This is a genomic window from Paraburkholderia sp. JHI2823, from assembly GCF_038900695.1.
Classification (GTDB): Bacteria; Pseudomonadota; Gammaproteobacteria; order Burkholderiales; family Burkholderiaceae; genus Paraburkholderia; species Paraburkholderia mimosarum.
The window spans coordinates 18,018-39,590 of the sequence record NZ_JAYMRY010000017.1; the positions used below are offsets into that span (position 1 = coordinate 18,018).

The following is a 21,573-nucleotide window of genomic DNA, read 5'->3' on the forward strand; positions in this document are numbered from 1 at the left end:
CGTCTGTCGCAATTCGCCATCCCGGCAGGCTTTTTTCTGGCAACCATGTAGACGTACCGTGCGGGCCGGCGCCTGCCGTTCGAGGAGACGGAGTCGATGAAATCCCCCAAGATCGTGGTCGAAAGACTATGCAAGGTGTTCGGTCCCAACCCGAAGCTCGCACGCGAGCTGCTCGCGAAGGGCGCGACGAAGGACGAGCTGTTCGCCAAAACCGGCTACGTGCTCGGCGTGAACAACGCCTCGTTCGAAGTGCAGGAAGGCGAGATTTTCGTGTTGATGGGGCTCTCCGGCTCGGGCAAGTCCACGCTGATCCGGCTCATCAACCGCCTCGTCGAGCCCACGGCCGGCAAGGTCGTGATCGACGGCCGCGATATCGCAGCCGTGAAGCGCTCGGAGCTGGTCGCGCTGCGCCGCACCGACATGAGCATGGTGTTCCAGTCGTTCGCGCTCATGCCGCAGCGCAGCGTGCTCGCGAACGCCGCGTTCGGCCTCGAGGTGGCGGGCGTGGCGCGCAAGGAGCGCGAGCGCCGCGCGCTGGCGGTGCTGGAGCAGGTGGGTCTCGCGGCGTTCGCGCAAAAGCTGCCCGCCGAGCTTTCGGGCGGCATGCAGCAGCGCGTGGGCCTCGCACGCGCGCTGGCCGTGAATCCTTCGCTCATGATCATGGACGAAGCGTTTTCCGCGCTCGATCCGTTAAAGCGCAAGGAAATGCAGAACGTGCTGCTGCAACTGCAAAAGGAGCAGCGCCGCACGATCATGTTCGTCTCGCACGACCTCGAAGAGGCACTGCGCATCGGCAGTCGCATCGCCATCATGGAAGGCGGTCGTATCGTGCAAATCGGCACGCCGCAGGAAATCATCAGCAATCCTGCCGATGACTATGTGCGCGCGTTCTTCGACGGCGTGGACACGAGCCGCTACCTGACCGCCGGCGACCTGATGCAACGCGAGGCTGTGCCGCTCATCCGTTCGCTCGATGCAGCGAGCGTGGCTTCATCGCTCAACGGCAGCGCGAATTATGCGTTCGTGCTCGATGCGCAACGCCGCATCAGCGGGTTCGTCACGCGCGACTCGATTGGCGTCGCGCAGCCCTCGCTCAAGAAGGTCGAATGCATCACGCTCGGCACACCGCTGGAGCAAGTCGTCTCGCGTGTGTGCGCGAACACGACGGCGCTGCCCGTGGTCGACGATGAAGGCCGCTATTGCGGCTCCATCGATCAGGCCGCCGTTCTGAAGGTCATTACGCGCAATCGAGGTGCCCATGTCTGAGATCATTCCCATCGGCCACTGGGTCGATCAGTCGGTTCACTATCTGCTCGACCACGACGCTAACAGCTTCGACGCAGTCGGCCGCGCCATTGAAGGTTTCGCTGGGCTCGTCGAGCATGGTTTGCAGGCCATCCCCATGTGGGCGCTGATGGCGTTTTTCATCGCGATCGGCCTGTGGCGCGTGGGCTGGCGCTTCGCGATCTTCGCCACCTGTTCGCTGTTGCTGATCTACGCGACAGGCTTCTGGGACCAGACCGTCGTGACACTCGGCCTCACGCTCTCGTCCACGGTCATCAGCCTCGTCGTCGGCATTCCGCTGGGCATCTGGACGGCCAAGAGCAAGCTCGTGCAAACCATCGTACGGCCCATTCTCGACCTGATGCAGACCATGCCGGCGTTCGTCTACCTGATCCCGGCCGCCATGCTGTTCGGCCTTGGCCGCGTGCCCGGCATTCTGTCCACCGTGATCTTCGCGATGCCGCCCGCCGTTCGCCTCACGAGCCTCGGCATCAAGCACGTGAACCGCGAGATCGTGGAAGCCGGACAGGCATTCGGCTGCACGCCGTGGCAACTGCTGTACAAGGTGCAGTTCCCGAATGCGCTGCCCTCCATCATGCAGGGCGTGAACCAGACCATCATGATGGCGCTCTCCATGGTCATCATCGCCTCGATGGTGGGCGCGGGCGGACTCGGCAACGACGTGCTGGCGAGCATCCAGCGCCTGGACATCGGTCTTGGCTTTGAAAGCGGGCTGTCCGTCGTGTTGCTCGCGATCATCCTGGACCGCATTACCGAGAGCTTCGGCCGCGCGCCGGGCGCCGTGAAAGCGCCGCTGTTCGCAGGGCTCAAGCAGTTGATGCGCGTTCGCCCCGCAGTCGTCGAGGCGTAAGGCCGACCACCACCGTCGTCTCCTGAGGAGCGCAATGTGACGACCGAGATCGCCGTGCCCGCCGCCGAGGTGCGCACGGCATCGTCCTTCCGGCATTTCGGGTTCCTGACGTTGCAGAACTTCTCGATGATCGCGTTTTCAAGCGCGGTCGAAGTGCTGCGCATGGCCAACTACGTGGGGCGCGCGGATCATTATCGCTGGTCGATCTATTCGCTCGACGGCGCGCCGGCGCGCGCGAGCAACGGCATCGCGGTGCGGCCGGCGCAGGCGCTCGATCCTGCGTGTCTGCCCGACGTGCTGATCGTGTGCGGGGGCATTCGCATCCGCGAGATCATGAACGACGGCGTGCGCGCCACGCTCGCCATGCTGGCGCAGCGCGGCGTGCCGCTTGGCGGCATCTGCACGGGTGCTTACGCGCTGATGTCGAGTGGGCTGCTCGATGGTTATCGCTGCGCCGTGCATTGGGAAAACCTCTCGGTGTTGCACGAGGAGTTTCCGCGCGTGCGCTTTGCGGACGAGCTGTTCGTCGTCGATCGCGATCGGCTCACGTGCACGGGCGGCACCGCGCCGCTGGATCTGATGCTGGAGCTGGTCGGCGCGCGCCTCGGGCAAGCGCTGGCCGCGAAGGTGTCGGAGCAATTCATCCTCGAGCGCATTCGCGGTTCGACCGATTTGCAGCCCATTCCCGTGGATGCGCGTGTTGGCTTTTCGCGTGCCGAGCTGGTGGAGGTCGTGCGGCTCATGGAGGCCAATATCAAGGAGCCGCTTTCGCTGGAAGAGCTGGCGCGGCTGGTGCGGCTCTCGCAACGGCATTTGCAGCGCATGTTCAAGGCGTATCTGAACGTGTCGCCTACGCATTATTACTTGACCTTGCGGCTCAAGCGCGCGCGCGAATTGCTGCGCACGACCGATACTTCTATCGCGCGTGTTACCGCGATTTGTGGCTTCAATTCTCCTTGCCATTTCAGCAAGGCGTATCGGGTGCAGTTTGGGCATGCGCCCAGTCATGAGCGACGTGGAGGGGAGTGAGGGTTTGCTTTTTTGCCGTTCGGCTCGTTGCTTTGGCCTTTCCTTGCATTCGCGTCGGTCCATTAGCGTTGCCCCCGTGCGGGGCGCACCTACTTTTCTTTGCCGCGGTGATATTGAAGCGCGAATGATCATCGATGACCGTCAGCGACGAGCAGCGCCCGCTCTCCAGGGTCTGGAAATCGCCCTTGAAATCCATTGTGCGCGGTAAAGTGCGCCAGGGCGCCCAGGCACGTCAGCCTTGCTCGCTCACGGGCCAGTGCCAGCCCACGCGCAGATCGCCGTTGATGGATGGCGAACTGCCGTCCGATCGCGTCCGACACCTAGTCTTCAATCCAAGGCCGCGCGCGGTTCCAGTCACATGTGACTACAACGACGACTAGCGCCGTGACCGCCAGCGCGACAATCACGGCGAGCTACCCGGCCGCCATGCCGACAGTGCGGGCAAGGCGCATCGCTCACCGCAGGCGATGAGCAATTCCCGATTCCGCTCGACGATCACCGCGGCATTGGGCGGATCACGGCGATCTCATGCCCTCGAGTAGCCGCATGGCATATTCCGCGCACTTTCTCCGCACTCGAACGAGTTGCCCGAACAACAACGAAAATTCCGCCAAACGGCCACGTGCGCGAAGCATGACGACACGTGTTTCGTGCCATGTCCGCCGATTTGCCCAGCTCGCCTTATATTCGGCATCGAGAGGGCGAAAATCGAAATCACGACCGTTGGCGTGAGACCATTTGACGAGGAATTCTGCAAGCAGCGCTCCAACCGAACACCCAGCAAATGCCTCGTCATACGTCGTCACGAAGCCCTCGACGGTTCGAGATCCCACCAGGTTTACCGACGCGGCGACGGTCACGCCTTCCACCTTCACGAAGGCAACGAGCGGAACCTTCGACAGATCCGTTCGCCGTGCCAGCGCGACAAAGAAGTCCCGTACCCGATCGTCCTTCAAGTAGGCAACGCTCACGCCGCGGCGCTCGGCCCAACGGCGTTTGGTGCGGAATAGCCAGCTCAGAACGGCGACAGCGTCCGGTATCGTTCGGCACCAGCCGAATTCGACATGGCCTCGTGCTTCGAGCCGCTTGTGCCGATTTCTCAACGTGCCGCGAAGCGCCTTCGACCGCGTCGATATGAAGTCGTCCCACCGCGGAACGTCTCGCAGCACGATCGAAAATCCGGGCAGGCCGCGCCACCGTGCGGGCACGCGCGCGAGCACCCAGGAGTGGGGGACGTCCTCGAGCGCCTCCTGCAACAGGCTGTCGTGACGAACGAGCGGTATCTGCAGAACGTCCGCATCGACCCGCCTGATCGCTTCGACTGCAGCGGCGTAGACGGCTCGGCTGGCGCCCGCCCTCACCAGCGGCTGTCCATACTCTTCGCTGGTTCCGCAGGTCAGCCCCTTTGCAATGCGCACAATGCCACGTCGGACGATCGAAACAGGCCACAGCGCGAGCAATTCCCCGTCGCCATACACCATCGCCACGCTGACGCTTTCCCCGTCGGTCAATGCATGCGAGGCGGCAAGCTCGCAATACTCGAAGGTCATATGCCCAGGGCAGTCCTCGGCACCGGCAGCGAGCGCGCGCCACACTTCGCGCAGCGACGCCAGCGCCGAAAGCGATTCAATTTCCCGGACTTCGCTCGTGTGCGCCGCTTTCGTCGATCGGCTTGTCCATTCCACTGCCGCCGCGGTCGGCATAAGATGCCCTGGCTCGTTCATGCCCCAATACCCTGTCTTTGAATCCCGGCTAACGGACTCACGGTTTCCGACACGGGGTCGCAATCCTGCCGCCTCCCTGGCTTGTAAGACTTGCTTGCAAGCCTTACTCGCTTCTCCCAAGCAATCGTGCAGGCATCGCTATTGAGTCGAGAGCACGGCTGAGGCCGCCCCGCAATGAGCGCATATGACCTGCACGCAGTAGGGGATTGCACGATCACCGCTCCGGATATTGTGCCGCCGGGAGTAGACTCGTCGCTGCATGCTGGGTGATGAGGTCCCGTGCAATCGGGCTCATTTTGGTCTCCGTCGCGGTTTGCTCAGGTCAGAGCTACTTAATGGCATCCTGCAAATGTTGCACATGGGCTGGCTCGACGCACGCTGTGCATTCCGGCCCACCTGGCTGAGCCTCGCTTATCGGGCGCAGTTGCTGTACCTGATCCGAAGCGGGAAACGAATGCAAGGTGCAGCGTGCGCGAGGCAACAGCAGCTACGCGGCATGAGTCCGCTTCCCGGAGTATTACCGCCATTCGAGGTACGGACCGACCTACGCCGATCCGCCGGACGCAGCGCTAATACAAGGCGGTACAGTTCAGCGCGAAGCTAAGGGAAAACGCGGAATGTGCACCGTGAAAGTCGTGCCCCTTTTTGAGGACTCGACCTCGACAGCGAGCGCCCACCACAGTGCAGGGCTTGACGAATCGCGCCGGTTTACTGGGGGTTAATGTGGATCTCCGTCGACTCCATCTCGCCCCAGCCGTACTCCCGACGCAGCGCCAGTACGCGTTCAACGAGGGGGTCGGGCGAGCGTGTGGGGCTGTGATGCGGACGACGCGAGCGGTCGGCCAGAACCGCCGAGCCTTCGTCGCGGTGGCACTCCAGCCACTTGTAGCCGGTCTGGCGGCTGATGTTGAAGCGTCGGCACAACTCACTGAACGGCAGGCTCTGCGCGGCCGCCAGGCTGACGAATTCCTGTCTGAGGCTCATGGTGTCTTTTACGTTCCAGGGCATGGATGGATTCGGGCGTTGGGATGCCCAAAAGTGTCAACCATGTTCCCGTACACCTGTCAGCCATGTCCCCGGTCTGTACACCGCGGCAAAGAAAGTAGGTGCCGCCCCGCACAGGGGCAACGCTAACGGACCGACGCGAACACAAGGAAAGGCCAAAACGGCAAACCAAAACCCAAACCATCAATGCAGCGAAGCGCGAACACCACCGCTATCAATTTCCGCACCAACCAGCGGACGTTCACTAAGCAGCAGCGCATCGAGATCCACCAACTGCGAAGCCTCTTGCCCGCTACGCTGCTCGCGAAACATAACAGGCGGCACGCCAAACTGCTTGCGAAATTCGCGTCCAAGATGGGACGCATCCGAAAACCCGCAGCTAGACGCGATGTCCGCCACGGTGCGGTCCGAGCTCGTGAGGAGCCACGCAGCAGTGCGCAGGCGCAGCACATTCGCGAACGCGCGCGGGCTCTTGCCCGTTTCCGCCTTGAAGAGCCGTTCGAGCTGACGCGGCGAAAGATTCAACTTGTCGGCCAGCTCTTCGAGCGGCACGTTGCGGCCCACCTGTTGCTCCATCAGCAGAACGGCGCGCTTGACCTTCGGGTGCGTGGCGGGTTCGAGTCCGGGCGGGTGGGGCTGAGGCGCATTGCCCTTCTGCATTTCGCCCACCAGCAAGATTCGCAGCGCTTTCTGCACGGTCGCATGCTCGAAGTGGCGCAGCAAAATGGCAGCGGCGACGTCGATCGACGCGCGGCCGCCCGAGCAGGTAATGCGGCGCCGGTCGATCGCGAACAGGCGGTCGGCGACGATGGCGTCGGCATTGACGTTGGGGAAGCGCTCGATGAAGTCCCAGTAGTGGAACCAGCTGACGCAAATGCGATGTCCGTCGAGCACACCGGCGCGCATGAGCGCGAACACGCCCGTGCAGATGCCGACGACCGTCGTGCCGCCGCTGGCCGCGCGGCGGATGTGCTGCAGCGTGGCTTCGCTTGCCTGGGGGCCGGAGTGCAGCAGCCCGCCGACCACCACGAGATAGTCGACCGGCTCCGCATCGGCGAACGTCTCCCAGGGCGAGACCTGAATGCCGCAGCTCGCTCGGACCGGCGCGAGCGTCTCGCCGATCACGCACCACGAACAGCGCACCGGCTTGCTGTAGTCGCCATCGTCGGCGGACAGCCGCAGCATGTCGACGAATCCGGAGAACGCGGTCAGCGTGAAGTTCGGCAACAACACGATGCCAAAGCGAATGCGCCCCTTCGCGGAGGCGTCGATGGGGACGGCGATAGGCAGTGTGTCGGACATGGAAGCACCGGAAGACAGCGAACGAGGTTACAGCCAAGCTTCGCCGGTATGGCCCCCTGGCGCTTGCGGTTTTCCGCCATCGACCATCGCAAAAGCGAAATCGGCGCCCGGTGGGCCGCATGGCGCTACGGTTCCGCCGCGCTGACGCATTCATTCTAGCAACACCGACTATGCATTTGGTCAACTGGCTGCTTGAGCCGCATGCGTCAGTGGGACATTCGTTCCACGCCGATTCCATCCACGAGGCCTCGTTTCATGCCGCGCGCCAAAACCGTCGAACTCAACCAACGCGCCTGTCACGGCGATGCCGCCGCCGCGCTCGCGCTGCTGGAGCAGAGCATGGCGCGCGGGCACGGGCGCATCGGCCTGCTTCGCTATCTGCAGGCCCGCTGCGTGGGCGCCGCGCTCGCGCGGCAGCATCACGACTACGCGCGCCAGGTGGCCGGCAACATGAGCGACGACGCACTCGCGGCGCTAGCGGCGCAGGCGCAGCGCCGTCACGGCGCCGCGGGGGCCCGCAACGGGCCGCGCGGTCCGTCACAGCACGACGGTGCGCCCGTCGTTGATGAAGACCCGCCGCTCGAGAAACGCCTTGACGGCGCGCGCGAGCGTCACGCATTCGACGTCGCGCCCGACGGCCAGTAGGCGCTCAGGGTCGAATGTATGATCGACCCGCTGCACTTCCTGCTCGATGATCGGCCCTTCGTCGAGATCGTCGGTGACGAAATGCGCGGTCGCGCCAATCAGCTTCACCCCGCGCACGTGCGCCTGGTGATAAGGGCGTGCGCCCTTGAAACCGGGCAGGAAGGAATGGTGGATGTTGATCGCGCGCCCGGCCAGCCGCTGGCTCGTCTCATCGGAGAGTATCTGCATGTAGCGCGCGAGTATCAGCAGCTCCGAACCGGTCGAGGCAAACAGGTCGAGAATGGCGTCCTCCTGTTGACGCCGCGTTTCCGGCGTGACGGGAAGATAGTGGAACGGCAGGTCGTGCTGCCGCGCGAGCGGCTCGAAATCGCGGTGATTCGAGGCAATGCCCGCAATGTCCATTTGCAGCTCGCCCATGCGCCAGCGAAACAGCAGATCGGCAAGGCAGTGCTCGAGCTTCGAGACCATGATGAGCACTTTGGGGCGCACGCGCAGGTCGTGAATCGCCCACGTCATGTCGTGCCGGCTCGCGACGGACGCGAACTCGTCCCTCAGCCCCGCCAGGTCGAAGCGCTCGGCCGCGCCCGGCTGCAAGACCTCGTGAAAGACACAGCGCAGAAAGAAGCGCGTGCTGATGTCGTCGTCGAAAACCGTCAGCTCGTCGATATAGCCGCGATGAGCGTCGAGAAAGCTTGCGACCGCGGCGACCTGGCCGGCGGCGCTGGGGCATGCGAGCGTGAGCACATAGCGGTGCTGCGGTTCTGCGGTGGACATGCGGTTCTCCTCGTGTCGTGATGCGCCAGGTGCAACGCGTCATGCGCGGTGCGAGCCAGGCGCTGGCGTGATGGCGAAAGTAAGCCATCAATCGGCACGCGGCACATAGAATCCACACGCTGTATCGCGAGTACGAAACCGCCAACATGACAAAGGCGCCGAACGCATTGCGCCGCACTGGCTTGCGATTCATTCGCGAGGGTGACGCGAGGTCCCCCTGAACGCTAGCGCGCGAGCGCCCACATCAGCGAAACGGAGAACGCCGCCACGACCACCGAAGCGCAGCGCTGGAACAGCGCGGGACGAACGAACGGCAGGCGCCCGCTGCGAGGCGCCGCGCCAATGGCGATCCAGGCTAGGCCGATCGGTATCAGCAGGCACGTGAAGATCGCCATGGCTTCGAGCCACGCTGCGAAACTCGCAAAGGCCGCAGGCGGAAAGATCGAGCCCGCGAACAAAATGGCCTTGGGGTTGAGCACCGTCGCGCTGAACAGCGTGCGCGCGGTGACGACGCTCGCCGCCGAGGTCTCGATCGAGTTCGCCGTGAGCCACAGGCGGATGGCGAGCCCCGCAAGATAGAGGCTGCTGGCAAGGCGCAGGATCTTCGGCAGCCAGCTCAGGGACTGGGACGCGTGCGCGAAGCAAATGCCCCAGAGGGAAATCGACACCAGATAGCCGGCCAGCTCGGCGCCGGTGAGATGCACGGAGCGTCGAAGTCCCTGCCTCAGCCCGGCGGCGGCGAGCAGGGTGTTGGTGGGCCCCGGCATGAGCAGCACGATCGCGCAGCCCGAAACCATCAGCGCGGCGGTGGAAAGGGAAAGCATGAAATGACGACCGGAAGAATGCTGCCTCGGATTATCGGAAATTCGAGCCGGGGCGCGATTAGGGCCAATGGCGGAGCGCTCCAGCGGGGTGCGCATATTTTACGGCGTAGTCGGGTGCGCGCTTGATTTGAGTTTGCCAAAGCGATGCAGCTCATCCAGACGGGGCGCCAGGACATCGTGCTCGCGGGCGGCAGCGAAGCCTTGCACGACAACATGACGCTGATGTTCGACGCGATGGGCGCGCTGTCGCGCGGCTTCAACGAGATGCCGGAACGGGCGTCGAGGCCTTATGACGCCCATCGCGACGGTTTTGTGATCGGTTCGGGTGCCGGGGTACTCGTGCTCGAGTCGCTGGCGCATGCGCAGGCGCGCAACGCGCCCATTCATGCGGAACTGACCGGCTTCGGGCATGGCACCGACGGCGCGCATATGGTCGCGCCGCAGGCGGGCGGCATTGCGCGCGCGATGCGCGCGGCGCTCGAAGAGGCCGGCTGCCGGCCGGACTACATCAATACGCACGCGCCTTCCACGCCATCGGGCGATATCGAGGAATTACTCGCACTGCGCGCCGTGTTCGGCGACGACGTGCCCGCGTTCTCGTCGACGAAAGCGCTCAGCGGTCATCCGCTAGGGGCATGCGGCGCGCACGAAGCGATCTACACGTTGCTGATGATGCGCGATCGCTTCATCGCGGGCGCCGTGTGCATCGATACGCTCGATGCACATGCCGCCGGCATGCCGCTCGTGCGCGAAACGCGCGCTGCGCGCATCGAGACGGCGAGTCCGTTTCATTCGGGTTCGGCGGCAGTTGCGCCAGCCTGGTGTTTCGCGCCTGGAACGAGGGCTGATGTTTCGGGCAACCTTGAAAATAATGAGGATTCCAATGAAAAAGACGTGCCTTACGCTCGGTTCGGCCGCCGTCGTCAGTCTGATGCTGGCCGGTTGCGGAACGCAACTCGAGTCGCTGCCGATCCAGCCGGTGGCCTCCCTGGCAAAGCAAAAAGCGGTGCTCAGCACGGACCCCGCATCGAAAATCGCCGTGTATTTTGGCGCACAGGCGCATCCGGACGTCGTTCGCCGCGTGGGCAACGCGTCGCATTCCGTGCGCGTCGCGCGCGCGACCGATGGCGCCGAGGCTTCGTGCGACAAGGCGCTCGCCACCGCACTCGACAAGCTGCGTGCTGACGCAAAGGACGAAGGCGCCAACGCCGTCGTGAACACCACCACGCGCTTTCACGGCACCGAAACCGCTTCGGCCACCGAGTACATCTGCGGCGTGAGCCCGAGCGCGGCATCCATTGCCGTCAAGGGCGATTTGGTGATCCTCGCAAACTGAAGCCTCAGCCCAGCTTCATGGCCGCTACGTTGACCAGCGTTTCGCGCCGTTTGCCGGGCTTCGGACGATGCAGACCGAGACGCTCGAAAAGTCCGAAGTCCGCCGCGCGGCTCCACCACAGATAGGGGAGCGAAACGTTACGGTCCGCGAAGCGAAAGCCCGCGTCGCGGATCATCGCGAGGTAGCCTTCGGCGCTCTTCTGCACGTGCATCGGATGGCGGAACAGCAGACGGATCACCCAGGAGCGGATATAGGCTTCGGTCGACTCGGCGAACAGCAGGACGCCGCCCGGCTTGAGCACGCGGTGGAACTCCGCGAGCGCGCGCTCCTGCTCGACCAGGTGATGGAAGGTCTGATGGCAGAACACGATGTCCGCGCTGGCCGTGGGTAGCGGCAGGCGCGCGCAGTCGCCGTGCAGCAACTCGAACTTCGTTCCCGTGTGCGGCGAATTCTGGTGGCTGCGGGGAAAACTGGGCTCGCACGCGCGCGCAGCAAGCGCCGCCTGTTCGAGCGAAGCCTGGTGATAATCGATCCCGATGATGCGGCGCGGGCGGAAAGCCTCGGCAAGCAGCCGCAGCGACTTGCCCTGGCCGCAACCCACGTCGACGATTTCGGGCGCGTCGGGCAGCGGCACGTCGATCAGGCGCGTGAGGTCGTTGATCGCCACGCGCAGCACGTGATGTTCCCACGTATGGGTGCGCAGAAACCAGATGCCGAATGCCGTTTCCGGCACGAACGGCGGCACGCAATTTGATTCGGAAACCGACATATTTTTTACCCGATGCGAGTGTAGTCGTGGACGAGAATCGGCATTGTAAATGCAAGGGCGCCGCGAGGGGTGTCAGAATCACGTTCTCACACAGCGCCGTACGCTTGCATTGAACCTACAGTGCGTAACAAAACGTAACGGGGCGTTCGGACGCACAGAAAGGATGGAACCTATGGAACAGAGCCTCGCAGAAGCAGTGACAGCCCCTTCCACGCGGCGCGAAGACGTCGATGTGGCGATCATCGGCGCCGGCCCGTCGGGCGCCGTTGCTGCAGCCCTTTTGCGCAAGGCCGGACGATCGGTGCTCGTGCTCGAGCGCCAGCACTTCCCGCGCTTTTCGATTGGCGAGAGCCTGCTGCCGCAAAGCATGGCGTACCTGGAAGAAGCCGGCATGTTGCAGGCGGTGGTGGAGGCCGGCTTTCAATACAAGAATGGGGCGCACTTCGTGTGGCGCGATCAGGCCTCGACGTACGACTTCCGCGACAAGCATTCGGCGGGCTGGGGCACGACCTATCAGGTGGAGCGCGCGAAGTTCGATGAACTGCTGATCGGCTGCGCCGCGCAGCAGGGCGCCGAAGTGCGCTTCGGCCACACCGTGCTCGGCATGAGCACGGGCGCGGCGCCGGTGCTGGACGTCGCCGACGAGAGCGGAGCGCAGTATCGGGTGCATGCCCGTTTCGTGCTCGATGCGAGCGGCTTCGGCCGTGTGCTGCCGCGGCTACTTAACCTGGAGGCGCCGACTGGCCTGCCGACGCGCGCCGCGATCTTCAGCCATGTGCGCGACGGGCTGCCGCTCGACGCCTTCGATCGCAACAAGATCTGCGTGGCGACGCACCCTGAGCGCCGCGATGTCTGGTTCTGGATGATCCCGCTCGCAGGCGGGCGCACGTCGGTAGGGTGCGTTGCCGAAGCGGCTTTCCTCGATGTGCCGGAAGCGGAGCGCGAGACGCGGCTGCGCGCGCTGGTTCGCTCGGAACCGACGCTGAATCGGTTGATCGGCGACGCGCCGTTCCTCATGCCGGTGAACCGGATCGGCGGCTATTCGGCCAACGTGGAGCGCCTGCATGGACCGGGCTACGCGCTGCTCGGCAACGCGGGCGAGTTTCTCGACCCGGTGTTTTCATCGGGCGTCACGATCGCGCTGCGTTCGGCTCACCTGGCTGTGAAGGTGCTCGTGCGGGCGCTCGATGGCGCGCAAGTGGATTGGTACGCGGAATACGACGTGCCGTTGCGCAAGGGCATCGACGCGTTCCGCGCTTTCGTCGAGCGCTGGTACACGGGCGAGCTGCAGGACATCATTTACTACCCGCGACAGACGCCCACGATCCGGCGCATGATCAGCGCGGTGCTCGCGGGATACGCGTGGGACGAGAGCAATCCGTTTGTGGCGGACCCTGTGCGCAGGCTCAATACGCTATATGAGGCATGCAAGCCCTGAGCGCAGGGCGTTGGTTTCGGGCGACGCGTGGATTGCCTGCAGTGCGAAAGCCATCTGTCAGTCGCGATTGATCAGCAGACCGATCAGCACGCCGACACCCGCTGCAATCCCGATCGACGCCCACGGACGCTCGTGGACGAAGTCGTCAGTAATGTGCGCAGCCTGCTTGCCCTTTGTGACCACGACGACCTGCACGTCCGCTGCCTTTTTCCTGGCTTCGTGCAGTCGTTGCAGCGCCAGTTCATGCAGCTTTGGAGTCGCTTCGCTGCTGGCGCCTTCAGGCTGCGGGGGCTGATTCCCGAGATCGGCGCGCTCGGCATTGGTATCAGACATCGGTCTCTCCTTTCATTCCTGCGGTGGTGTTTCAAACCATTGTTGGCCCGGCCAGCACACGGCGATAGCGCGCAACGAGCTTCTTCAAACGCGCACCAAAGTCAGCGGCCCCTGCAGGCGTGATGGCGGGGCCGGGCCGGCCACGTCAGTACGATCGACATCAGATTTTCAGCCGGGAAATCTTGGCGCCTGACAGCGAAACATCGCCCATCAGTCCGGCATTGGTCATCACAATGGCTTGAACGGGAGCGCTAGCCGTTGTCGTATCGATCTGGCCATTCGCGCCGACCTTCAGCAGCGCAACCGATCCTTCGCCACCGACCGACCAGCCTTTCGAGTTGCGGAAGGAGGTGAGCGCGTCATGCGTCATGAACAGGAAGATGACCGCCTTCGATTGCGCACCTGCCTGCAGGCCAAATGAGCCCGCCGCCGTGCTGTAGTACCCGACCGTCTTGCCGCCTACCCGCAGAGCGCCTTGACCGTATTCTCCGCCCGCGACGAAACCGGCTTTGATCACGGACGGAAATACGAGGACGCCGTTCGCCTTGCTGACTAGCTCTTTTGAGCCTTCGACTGTCGCGTACAACCGCGACAGCGTCTCATTGACCTTCGCATCGATTTCATGACGCTTCGCCGCGTTGGACTCTGCCGCGACCGCTTCATTTATCCCCGACGGGATTCTGGTCAGCGCCAGCCCCACGATTGTTAGCGTTGCGGCACCTGTCCTCAAAAAAGATCTTCTGCGCATGATCACCTCCATCAAGGGTTACGGTCGAATTCACTTCCTTTGGTAACTAGCCGGCACGCGGCCTTGCAATCAATGCGTTCGCTTTGTTGAGGGCATGACATAGTGGGACTGAACGTTATTCGATCGAGCTGATCCAGCCGGGCTCCCGATTCGTCGTCCTGCCAACAATATTTGGCAGGCTCGCGCGTTGCGCAATAGGACTTAGGTCCAATAGGCGGGTCGCAGCTGCTGGCAGAAATGCGTCGGCGCTCCTGCCGCAATCGGCTACCGCCGCGTTCGGTGTCGCGAAGGCTGGCGGCTTACTGAATTACTTCAGACGTTTGAGTGTGCGTGCGACGGGGATTCGTGTCGGTGACCGTCTATGAATGACGAAATGCTTTCAACGATGTGGACTCGACCCGGGGCCCGATAGCAACCATTGAGGTTGAAGAAGACCGGCAAGAGAATCTAGCCCGGTCCGCGAACACGGAGTCTCTGAGAAGTTATCAAACTGGGCCGCTCGCGCATAATCGACGACAAACCGTCGGATGTACGTTGCTTCATCTCGATGCAAACAGACACGTCCGCTTCTGCCGAACGTGCCTGTCAGCCTCGAAGCAGGTCGCCCACTAGCCGGGCTGGCTGGCAGCACCCGCAGATCTCACCGCATGCCGCCACTGGCGATGATATGTTCGCCCGTCAACCACTTTGCATCGTCCGACGCGAGGAAAACCGCGATCGACGCTACGTCTTCCGGTCTACCCACGCGTCCGAGTGGCGTCTGACTGACCGCTGACGTCTCGAAATCCGAACCGATGACCCCGGCGCTTTCTGCGCCCTCAGTCACGATTACGCCCGGATTGATCGTATTCACACGTATCTTGCGCGGCCCGAGTTCGCGCGCGAGCGCGCCGGTGATCGAATCGACTGCGCCCTTCGTGCCGCTGTAGACGGCGGTCGTAGCAGGCGTGATCGTCGAGACGACCGAGCTGACATTGATGATGCTGGCGCCCTCGCCAAGATGCCTGGCGGCCGCCTGCGTGGTCAGCAGGACGCCGAGCACGTTGACGTCGAATTGCTTGCGGTATTGCGCTTCCGTGAACGCTTCGATGGGCGCGAACTCGTAGACGCCCGAGTTGTTCACGAGGATGTCGAGACGGCCATACGTTTCGATCGTCGCGTCGACGATGCCTTTTGCGTCGGCTGCCTTCGACACGTCGCCGCCCACGGCAATCGCCTTGCCGCCTGCGGTGGTGATGGCGGACACAACGGCGTCCGCGCCGGTCTTGCTGCTCGCGTAGTTCACGACGACCGACGCCCCTTCGGCCGCGAGCGCCTTCGCGATGGCGGCGCCGATACCTTTCGACGCGCCGGTTACGACGGCCACCTTGCCTGTAAGCTTGCTCATGATCTTCACCTCAGTATCAATGAATCCGTTGATGGAAGCCGGCGTCGCGTCGCGCACGATGCGATCGCCAGTGTTTTCTACCAATGCGGTCATTTGTGCCGGTGCTATAACGAAGCGCTGAACGCATGGCGCGGCGCGAGTCGTCTCGCATCGAACCGCAGGATTTTTTCCTTAGCCTGGCCACGGCGAATTACGGATCACGGAGCAGAAATTCCCTCGGTGGAAATGCGGCTCCTTGTCGGCGATGACGTCTGCTTTCACGTTGCCGAAGGTGGTTTCCGGTTTGCGTTTGATGCCGTCATAGAACGCCTGCAGGATGTCTTCCTTGAAATGCGGCGGGCGAGGATGTGCGTGGGTCACCGCCTCGCGTTCTTCGGCGGAGAACTCGTGGTAGGTGAGCCCGAGCACATCCATCTCGACGCCTGCGGTCACGAGAGCGACGATCGGGTGCATATGGCGCGGAATTCCCGGCGTGGTGTGCAACGCGATCGCGGTCCAGACGAGGTCGATGTCGGCCGCCGTGATACCCCGCGCCGACAGGAAGTCGCGGGCGGCATTGGCGCCATCGACTTCGAATCGTTCCGTCGCGCTGCTGTAGCCATCAACAAGTCCCACGTCATGAAACATCGCGCCCGCGTACAGCAGTTCCGGATCGAACTTCAGCCCGCGGCGGTTTCCCTCCAGAGCACCGAACAGGAACACCCGGCTCGAATGATGAAACAGCAGCGAGCTTGAAGTGTCGCGCACGAACTCGGTAATTTCCCGTGCAAGTTGACTGTCGGGCACTTTCACATCCTGAATGAACTGTGACATCGAGCTTTCTCCTTCAAGGTTCGAATGGGTAAGACGCTAGCGCGTTGCTGCCGGTCCACCGAGCTTCGCCAGGGCTTCGCGAATGCCCGCGCCGTATTCCGGGTCGGCTTTCGCACAGTTGGCAATGTGGCGGTCCTGGATATGCGCGTGGACACCGGCGATCTGGCGGGCGGTGTTGTCGAACAGCACCTGCTGCTGTTCTTTGCTCATCAGACGGAACAGATCGCCGGGTTGCGCGAAGTGATCCTCGTCCACGCGGTGATCCCAATGCGCCGCGTCGCCTTCTATTCGCAGCGCCGGCTCATGCAGGCCGGGCTGAACTTCCCCCTCGTGGACACTGTTCGGGTAATAGGACGGCGTGCCGCCGAGGTTGCCGTCGGTGCGCATCGCGCCGTCGCGGTGATAACTGTGAACGGGGCACTTCGGCGCGTTGACGGGGATGTGATTGAAGTTCACGCCGAGCCGATACCGTTGCGTATCGCCATAGGAGAACAGGCGCGCCTGAAGCATCTTGTCGGGCGAGAAGCCGATTCCGGGGACCACGTTCGCCGGCGAGAACGCCGCCTGTTCGACCTCGGCGAAGTAGTTATCGGGGTTGCGGTTCAGTTCGAGAACGCCGACTTCGATCAGCGGAAAATCGCCCTTCGGCCAGACCTTGGTGAGATCGAACGGGTTGAACGGCAGCGACTTTGCCTGTTCGTCGTTCATCACCTGGACATGGAGCGTCCAGCGGGGAAACTCGCCGCGCTCGATGCTCTCGAAAAGATCGCGGCCATGCGTCTCGCGGTCCTTCCCCACGAGATTTTCGGCTTCGGCGTCGGTGAGGTTCGCGATGCCTTGCTGGGTGCGCAGGTGAAACTTTACCCACGTCCGCTGGTTCTCCGCATCGACAAAGCTGAACGTGTGGCTGCCAAAGCCGTGCATGTGGCGATAGCTGCGCGGAATGCCTCGATCGCTCATGACGATCGTGACCTGGTGCAACGCCTCCGGCAGGAGCGACCAGAAGTCCCAGTTGCTGTTGGCGTTGCGCAATCCCGTACGTGGGTCGCGCTTGATTGCGTGGTTCAGATCGGGAAAGCGCAACGGGTCGCGGAAAAAGAACACAGGCGTGTTGTTGCCCACGATGTCCCAGTTTCCTTCTTCCGTGTAGAACTTCACCGCGAAGCCACGGATGTCGCGTTCGGCGTCGGCGGCGCCACGCTCTCCGGCCACGGTCGAGAACCGCAGGAATACCGGCGTCGTCTTGCCGACCTCGGAAAACAACTTCGCTTTCGTGTAGCGCGTGATGTCATGCGTGACCGTGAACACGCCGTGCGCGCCCGATCCTTTGGCGTGCATGCGCCGCTCGGGAATAACTTCGCGGTCGAAGTGCGCGAGTTTCTCGATCAGCCAGATGTCCTGCAAGAGCGCCGGACCACGCGGTCCAGCCGTTTCGATGTTCAGATTGTCGACAACGGGCGCACCCGTTGCGTGACCAAGACGCTCAGACGTATCGCGATTTGTCATGCGACGACTCCAGGAGGGATGGGCAATGCAGGCGCAGCGCCGTAGCGTTTCGCGAAGGCGCGCGAGCGAAGCGCTACGGACAATCAGCGTGCTATTTCTGCGGGCGTCACGAAGCGACGTGTTTCGTAACGTTGGTCACTCGATCAGCGGGTGATGAGCGGCCGGAGACATCGATTTTTCGATGTGGAGACAGCGTACCTGTTTGGGGCAGGGCCGATCTTGGACAAAACAACGATTCGATGGATAAAGCGCGTGCGGTGCTAGCGTGACCGGTTGTGCAGACGCCATTCCTTCGGCCCACATCCTTCGAGGCGCGAAAACACGCGTGAAAAATGGCTCTGGTCGAAAAAGCCGCAGTCTGACGCAATGGTCGCAAGGCTCGCATCCGATTCGCGCAATTGGGATTTGGCGCGTTCTATGCGGCGCTTTAGCAGCCACTGATGCGGCGTACTTCCGGTGGTTTGCTTGAATGCCTCACTGAAGTGGCTCGTGGAGAAACCGCACTGGCGCGCGAGGTCGATGATCGATGGATTGCCGTGCAGGTGAGCGGCGAAAAAATCCTCAATGCGCCGCATCTGCCAGGGCGCGAGGCTGGCGCGGCGCGTGCGGATCGATGGATCGGCTTTGCCGTAGCGGATGATGACATGCTCGCAAAAAGCGAGGGCGATGTAATCGACAAATAGCGAACTCGTCAGATCGGGCTGCTGGAGAACGGCCTGTAGCGTGTGCGCAAGACGAAACAGCACCGGGTCGCTTGCACCGAGAGTCGCCTGCACCAGCCCGCCGATGCGCCGCCGCCCTTTCTGATCGGTGAATTCTTCGATCGCGCTCTGGGCGAGAAAGAGCCGCATCGTATCGAACGGCATGTCGAGGCGACGCGTGGGCGCCGAGCGCAGGTCGAGCAGATAGCAGGCACCGGGCCTGCACGACGTTGAAGCATCGAGATTGCCGCTTGAACTGCGTATGCCCGGATCAGGGCTCAAAATAAGTGGCATCTGGAAGACGAATGCTTCCTCCGGTTGCGGCGTCAACGAGCGTCCCGGTTGCGGCCGCATGTTGGTGAGCCGCGTGAACGAGATTGGCTGTCCCTGCGAAAAGACTTCAGCTCGCACGGTGGGCGCTTCCCGCAGTAGAAACCGTTTGGCGAGGGTGTCGTCTGGAGAAGGCTGCCCAGGATTAGCAGAACTCCGGTGGTTCATTCGTCGCGCCTGTGAGTGCCCCCGTGCAAGCGTTGATGCCGTTGCCTGGCGGCTGGATCAAATGAAAGCAGGCCTAATCTAGCGCAGTTTGGTGACTGCCGCGCGACCGGTGACTCCGCGCACAACAATGGTGCACGCTGGGCATTCGAGATCCCACAATGTGCGCAATCGAGGTCCTTACAAAGCTTTTTTGGTGCTGCCAGATGCTGCATCCTTCGCGGCCGAACGTGAAGAAAGCGTCTTGCCCGTCTGAAGCGACTGCGGATCCCAACCACCCGAGCGCGCCTTGGGTTCTCAGTCAGAGGATCGGCGGCCCGACGATGTCGATCCCGTGTCGCGCGGCCGTGCGTGTGAGCGCTTCGATGAATTCGGGTGTCGGGACAACCCTCTCGGGCAGAGTCTCGGCGCCGGCAGGACGACTCAGGGCTCGCATCATGGCCTCGAAACCCGGCCCGGTGATGATTGTCAGAAGCCTTACGCCAGACGCTGACTCGACGCGGAAGGTCTGAGGGATACCTTTCGGCGCCACGATGGTGTCCCCCGCGCCTGCGGTAAAGTCACGGTCTCCAACGCGCAAGCGCATCACTTGCATCCTCGAGCAGATGAGGTGGGCCGATAGGCGCGAGAGCGATACCGTCATGCATAAGTGTCCTGAGCAGCGACTTCGCGCCCGGCCTCGAGCTGCGGCGACTAGTGAAGACGAGTCAGATGTGAATGCCACCCGCCACTTCTATGCGCTGCGCGTTTACCCAACCAAAGTCATCCGACAAAAGACCGGCAATCACTGGCCCCACATCCGACGGCAGTCCCGCTCGGCCAAGAGCGGTTGTCGGCGACGGCCTTGTTGACCTGCGGATTGTCCCGTACGACGCCACCACTAAAGTCCGTCGCGATTGCGCCTGGCGCTACGACGTTGACCGCGATCCGGCGCGGCGCGAGTTCAAGGGCCATATAGCGCGTCAGCGCTTCAACTTCCGACCGCGTCCGGGGTATCCAGCAAGCGTACGGCCCGCACCGCGCAATCGGCCAGCGGGCCATCGAAGTCCGCAACGAACACGCCGCGACTTGCGTCTCCTGCCGCCACAGGCGGCGGCGACATCTCAGATTTGTTATTGGTTGTTAAGAGGTCAGAAAGGCCCCGAAATCGCAAAGCTGGCGTCGAGCGGGAGTGCCTCGCACGGCGTTCTGCGCGCGATGGAAAAATTAAGAGCTCAGTTCTCGCAGCCAGTGCGTGTGGAAGATCTGGCTGAAATCGCCCAACTAAGTCCGTCGGCGTTTCACCGGCAATTCAAGGCGCTGACCGGACTCCCCCCGCTTCAGTATCAGAAGCAATTGCGCCTATTGGAGGCCCGCAGGCTGCTGCTCTCACAGTCGATGAGCGTCCAGGCCGCCTCGTTTGAGGTGGGATATGAGAGCCCCTCGCAATTCAGTCGGGAATACGCGCGGATGTTTGGCGCACCATCCAAAAGAGACAAAGAGGAGTCGACCAATGCGAAGACAATGCGCGATGCTGCTTGAGTTACCCCGGGGGATTCGAGGTTCCCACTTCATGAGCCCGCGCATCGCAACGTAGGCGTGGTGCCATCGACCCGCGCCAGTCGGAGAGTGCCAGTTTCAATGGGGACGCCTCTAGCACGGTTCCTGCATGGAAGGCTGCTGTTTGGCACTGGCGCGACCATTCTGCGTTTCCATGATGATCTCCTTCCATTTGAAGGGAGATCCACGGTGCAGTCTAGCGGTGGTAGCGATGGTCGCTGCTCGAGCCACAACTGTCGGCCGTACCTGCGCGTGGTCGAAGACCGTTTGCAAGCCTTAACGGTCACACGGAGCCACGCGCACCCCTGCAAATTCCGGCGACCGCACTCGCCATCAACGATCGCTAGAACTCGCATTCCGCCGTGCTCACAAGCCTCACGAACGGGCCATTCAATGTCCAATTGTGGTGGTCGATAATGCTTTGCGCAGACAACACCGGCGTATCCATGGAGGTGTGCGCGTCGGCCACCAGCACGGGTCGGAGACCCAGATCCGCTGCTGCCCGACAAGTTGCGTCGATGCAGTATTCCGTTTTCATCCCGACGATCACCAACTCGTCAACGGATGCTGCCCGTAACGAGTCCGCTAGTCCGGTCCCCAGAAAACAGTTAGGCCGGGTTTTGTCGAACACGGTGTCCGCCATCGCATCAACGGCCAAATCCGGCAACAGTTGTGTAAGCGGGCTGCCGGGCTCAATGGGCGAACTTTTGGGGCCCGTATGTCGCGCAACGAAGATTGGAGCACCGACTCGGCGAGCCTTTCCGATCAGCTCGTTAATGTTCGCAAGAACTTGCGCCCCGTCGTGAGGCGTCTCTGGACCATTAAACAATCCGACTTGCATGTCAACGATCAAGAGGGCGCGGCGTTGAGGCTTGGGACTCCGCATTGCGTTTCTCCTTGAATGTTGCCAGTAACGCACGGAGAAACTTCAAGGCCCCGTCCATCACTGGCGGGGCCTTGGGGCGATACGGTATTTGAAGCTCACGCACCGACCTCACGGGCCGCCATAAGCGGTCGTGGTAGTAGTGGTAGTGAGCGTGAGGAAGTTCA

At 62.7% G+C, this 21,573-nt stretch carries 21 protein-coding genes and 2 pseudogenes; 8 read left to right on the forward strand and 15 right to left on the reverse strand.

Translation table 11 applies throughout. The features are described from left to right. The first annotated feature begins 96 nt into the window (after nt 1-96). Genes VSR34_RS19300 through VSR34_RS19310 form a run of 3 tightly spaced genes read left to right on the forward strand, consistent with a single transcriptional unit; the run spans nt 97 to nt 3,184 of the window. On the forward strand, nt 97-1,266 hold the full coding sequence (locus VSR34_RS19300; protein WP_028212554.1) for a glycine betaine/L-proline ABC transporter ATP-binding protein: 1,170 nt from the start codon (nt 97-99) through the stop codon (nt 1,264-1,266). After that, nucleotides 1,259-2,155, forward strand: coding sequence for a choline ABC transporter permease subunit (choW, locus tag VSR34_RS19305; protein WP_028212555.1), 897 nt, complete (start codon nt 1,259-1,261; stop codon nt 2,153-2,155). Before VSR34_RS19300 ends, choW begins: the two co-directional genes overlap by 8 nt. A gap of 36 nt (nt 2,156-2,191) precedes the next feature. Continuing rightward, nucleotides 2,192-3,184 carry a GlxA family transcriptional regulator gene (locus tag VSR34_RS19310; RefSeq protein WP_028212556.1) on the forward strand — a complete coding sequence of 331 codons (993 nt, stop codon included), beginning with the start codon at nt 2,192-2,194 and terminating at the stop codon, nt 3,182-3,184. Nucleotides 3,185-3,699: 515 nt separating this feature from the next. Here the strand turns inward: VSR34_RS19310 and VSR34_RS19315 are convergent. The 3 genes from VSR34_RS19315 to VSR34_RS19325 all read right to left on the reverse strand — a co-directional run bounded on the left by VSR34_RS19315 (nt 3,700) and on the right by VSR34_RS19325 (nt 7,215). Beyond that, on the reverse strand, nt 3,700-4,908 hold the full coding sequence (locus VSR34_RS19315; RefSeq protein ID WP_342963213.1) for a GNAT family N-acetyltransferase: 1,209 nt from the start codon (nt 4,906-4,908) through the stop codon (nt 3,700-3,702). Between the two features lie 708 nt (nt 4,909-5,616). Next, nucleotides 5,617-5,916, reverse strand: a complete 300-nt coding sequence (locus tag VSR34_RS19320; protein ID WP_081723395.1) for a leucine zipper domain-containing protein — start codon at nt 5,914-5,916, stop codon at nt 5,617-5,619. A 180-nt stretch (nt 5,917-6,096) separates the two neighbouring features. Further along, nucleotides 6,097-7,215, reverse strand: coding sequence for a GlxA family transcriptional regulator (locus VSR34_RS19325; protein ID WP_342963214.1), 1,119 nt, complete (start codon nt 7,213-7,215; stop codon nt 6,097-6,099). A gap of 255 nt (nt 7,216-7,470) precedes the next feature. Here VSR34_RS19325 and VSR34_RS19330 point away from each other — a divergent pair, with 255 nt between their 5' ends. Beyond that, entirely contained in the window at nt 7,471-7,860 is a 390-nt protein-coding gene (locus VSR34_RS19330) for a hypothetical protein (protein WP_342963215.1), read from the forward strand. On the opposite strand, the gene purU is transcribed toward VSR34_RS19330, so the two are convergent. Together purU and VSR34_RS19340 are read right to left on the reverse strand one after the other, a co-directional pair. After that, nucleotides 7,753-8,634 carry a formyltetrahydrofolate deformylase gene (gene purU / locus VSR34_RS19335; RefSeq protein WP_028212559.1) on the reverse strand — a complete coding sequence of 294 codons (882 nt, stop codon included), beginning with the start codon at nt 8,632-8,634 and terminating at the stop codon, nt 7,753-7,755. The two genes, VSR34_RS19330 and purU, sit on opposite strands and share 108 nt — an antisense overlap. Nucleotides 8,635-8,858: 224 nt before the next feature. After that, nucleotides 8,859-9,458, reverse strand: coding sequence for a LysE family transporter (locus VSR34_RS19340; protein WP_342963216.1), 600 nt, complete (start codon nt 9,456-9,458; stop codon nt 8,859-8,861). A 138-nt stretch (nt 9,459-9,596) separates the two neighbouring features. Here VSR34_RS19340 and VSR34_RS19345 point away from each other — a divergent pair. Together VSR34_RS19345 and VSR34_RS19350 are read left to right on the forward strand one after the other, a co-directional pair. Further along, nucleotides 9,597-10,306: pseudogene (locus tag VSR34_RS19345) on the forward strand (beta-ketoacyl synthase N-terminal-like domain-containing protein); the annotation flags it as partial. A 35-nt stretch (nt 10,307-10,341) separates the two neighbouring features. Beyond that, nucleotides 10,342-10,794: a signal peptidase gene (locus VSR34_RS19350; RefSeq protein ID WP_342963217.1), complete on the forward strand. Its 453-nt coding sequence runs from the start codon at nt 10,342-10,344 to the stop codon at nt 10,792-10,794. Between the two features lie 4 nt (nt 10,795-10,798). Here the strand turns inward: VSR34_RS19350 and VSR34_RS19355 are convergent, their stop codons facing one another. Continuing rightward, a complete protein-coding gene (locus tag VSR34_RS19355) occupies nt 10,799-11,563 on the reverse strand; it encodes a class I SAM-dependent methyltransferase (protein WP_342963218.1) in 765 nt (254 codons plus the stop codon). A gap of 172 nt (nt 11,564-11,735) precedes the next feature. On the opposite strand from VSR34_RS19355, the gene VSR34_RS19360 reads away from it, so the two are divergent. Then, complete coding sequence (locus VSR34_RS19360; protein ID WP_342963219.1) at nt 11,736-13,001, forward strand: NAD(P)/FAD-dependent oxidoreductase; 1,266 nt, start codon at nt 11,736-11,738, stop codon at nt 12,999-13,001. A 57-nt stretch (nt 13,002-13,058) separates the two neighbouring features. Here VSR34_RS19360 and VSR34_RS19365 read toward each other — a convergent pair whose 3' ends face one another. From VSR34_RS19365 to VSR34_RS19400, 8 genes and pseudogenes are all read right to left on the reverse strand, one after another. Next, the gene (locus VSR34_RS19365; RefSeq protein ID WP_028212579.1) at nt 13,059-13,334 is read right to left on the reverse strand and encodes a DUF883 family protein; all 276 of its coding nucleotides are present in this window, start codon (nt 13,332-13,334) and stop codon (nt 13,059-13,061) included. A 160-nt stretch (nt 13,335-13,494) separates the two neighbouring features. Next, entirely contained in the window at nt 13,495-14,082 is a 588-nt protein-coding gene (locus tag VSR34_RS19370) for a YSC84-related protein (protein ID WP_342963220.1), read from the reverse strand. Nucleotides 14,083-14,722: 640 nt separating this feature from the next. Continuing rightward, nucleotides 14,723-15,469, reverse strand: coding sequence for a glucose 1-dehydrogenase (locus tag VSR34_RS19375; protein ID WP_342963221.1), 747 nt, complete (start codon nt 15,467-15,469; stop codon nt 14,723-14,725). A 171-nt stretch (nt 15,470-15,640) separates the two neighbouring features. Continuing rightward, nucleotides 15,641-16,282, reverse strand: a complete 642-nt coding sequence (locus VSR34_RS19380) for an HD domain-containing protein (protein WP_028212582.1) — start codon at nt 16,280-16,282, stop codon at nt 15,641-15,643. A gap of 36 nt (nt 16,283-16,318) precedes the next feature. Continuing rightward, on the reverse strand, nt 16,319-17,788 hold the full coding sequence (locus VSR34_RS19385) for a catalase (RefSeq protein ID WP_342963222.1): 1,470 nt from the start codon (nt 17,786-17,788) through the stop codon (nt 16,319-16,321). 260 nt (nt 17,789-18,048) lie between these two features. Further along, nucleotides 18,049-18,900, reverse strand: a complete 852-nt coding sequence (locus VSR34_RS19390) for an AraC family transcriptional regulator (RefSeq protein WP_342963223.1) — start codon at nt 18,898-18,900, stop codon at nt 18,049-18,051. 385 nt (nt 18,901-19,285) lie between these two features. Further along, a complete protein-coding gene (locus tag VSR34_RS19395; protein WP_342963224.1) occupies nt 19,286-19,627 on the reverse strand; it encodes a hypothetical protein in 342 nt (113 codons plus the stop codon). Nucleotides 19,628-19,691: 64 nt separating this feature from the next. Continuing rightward, nucleotides 19,692-19,959: pseudogene (locus VSR34_RS19400) on the reverse strand (SDR family oxidoreductase); the annotation flags it as partial. A gap of 93 nt (nt 19,960-20,052) precedes the next feature. Here VSR34_RS19400 and VSR34_RS19405 point away from each other — a divergent pair. After that, nucleotides 20,053-20,505, forward strand: a complete 453-nt coding sequence (locus VSR34_RS19405; protein ID WP_342963225.1) for an AraC family transcriptional regulator — start codon at nt 20,053-20,055, stop codon at nt 20,503-20,505. Nucleotides 20,506-20,866: 361 nt separating this feature from the next. On the opposite strand, the gene VSR34_RS19410 is transcribed toward VSR34_RS19405, so the two are convergent. Further along, nucleotides 20,867-21,409, reverse strand: a complete 543-nt coding sequence (locus tag VSR34_RS19410) for a cysteine hydrolase family protein (protein WP_342963226.1) — start codon at nt 21,407-21,409, stop codon at nt 20,867-20,869. Between the last annotated feature and the right edge of the window lie 164 nt (nt 21,410-21,573).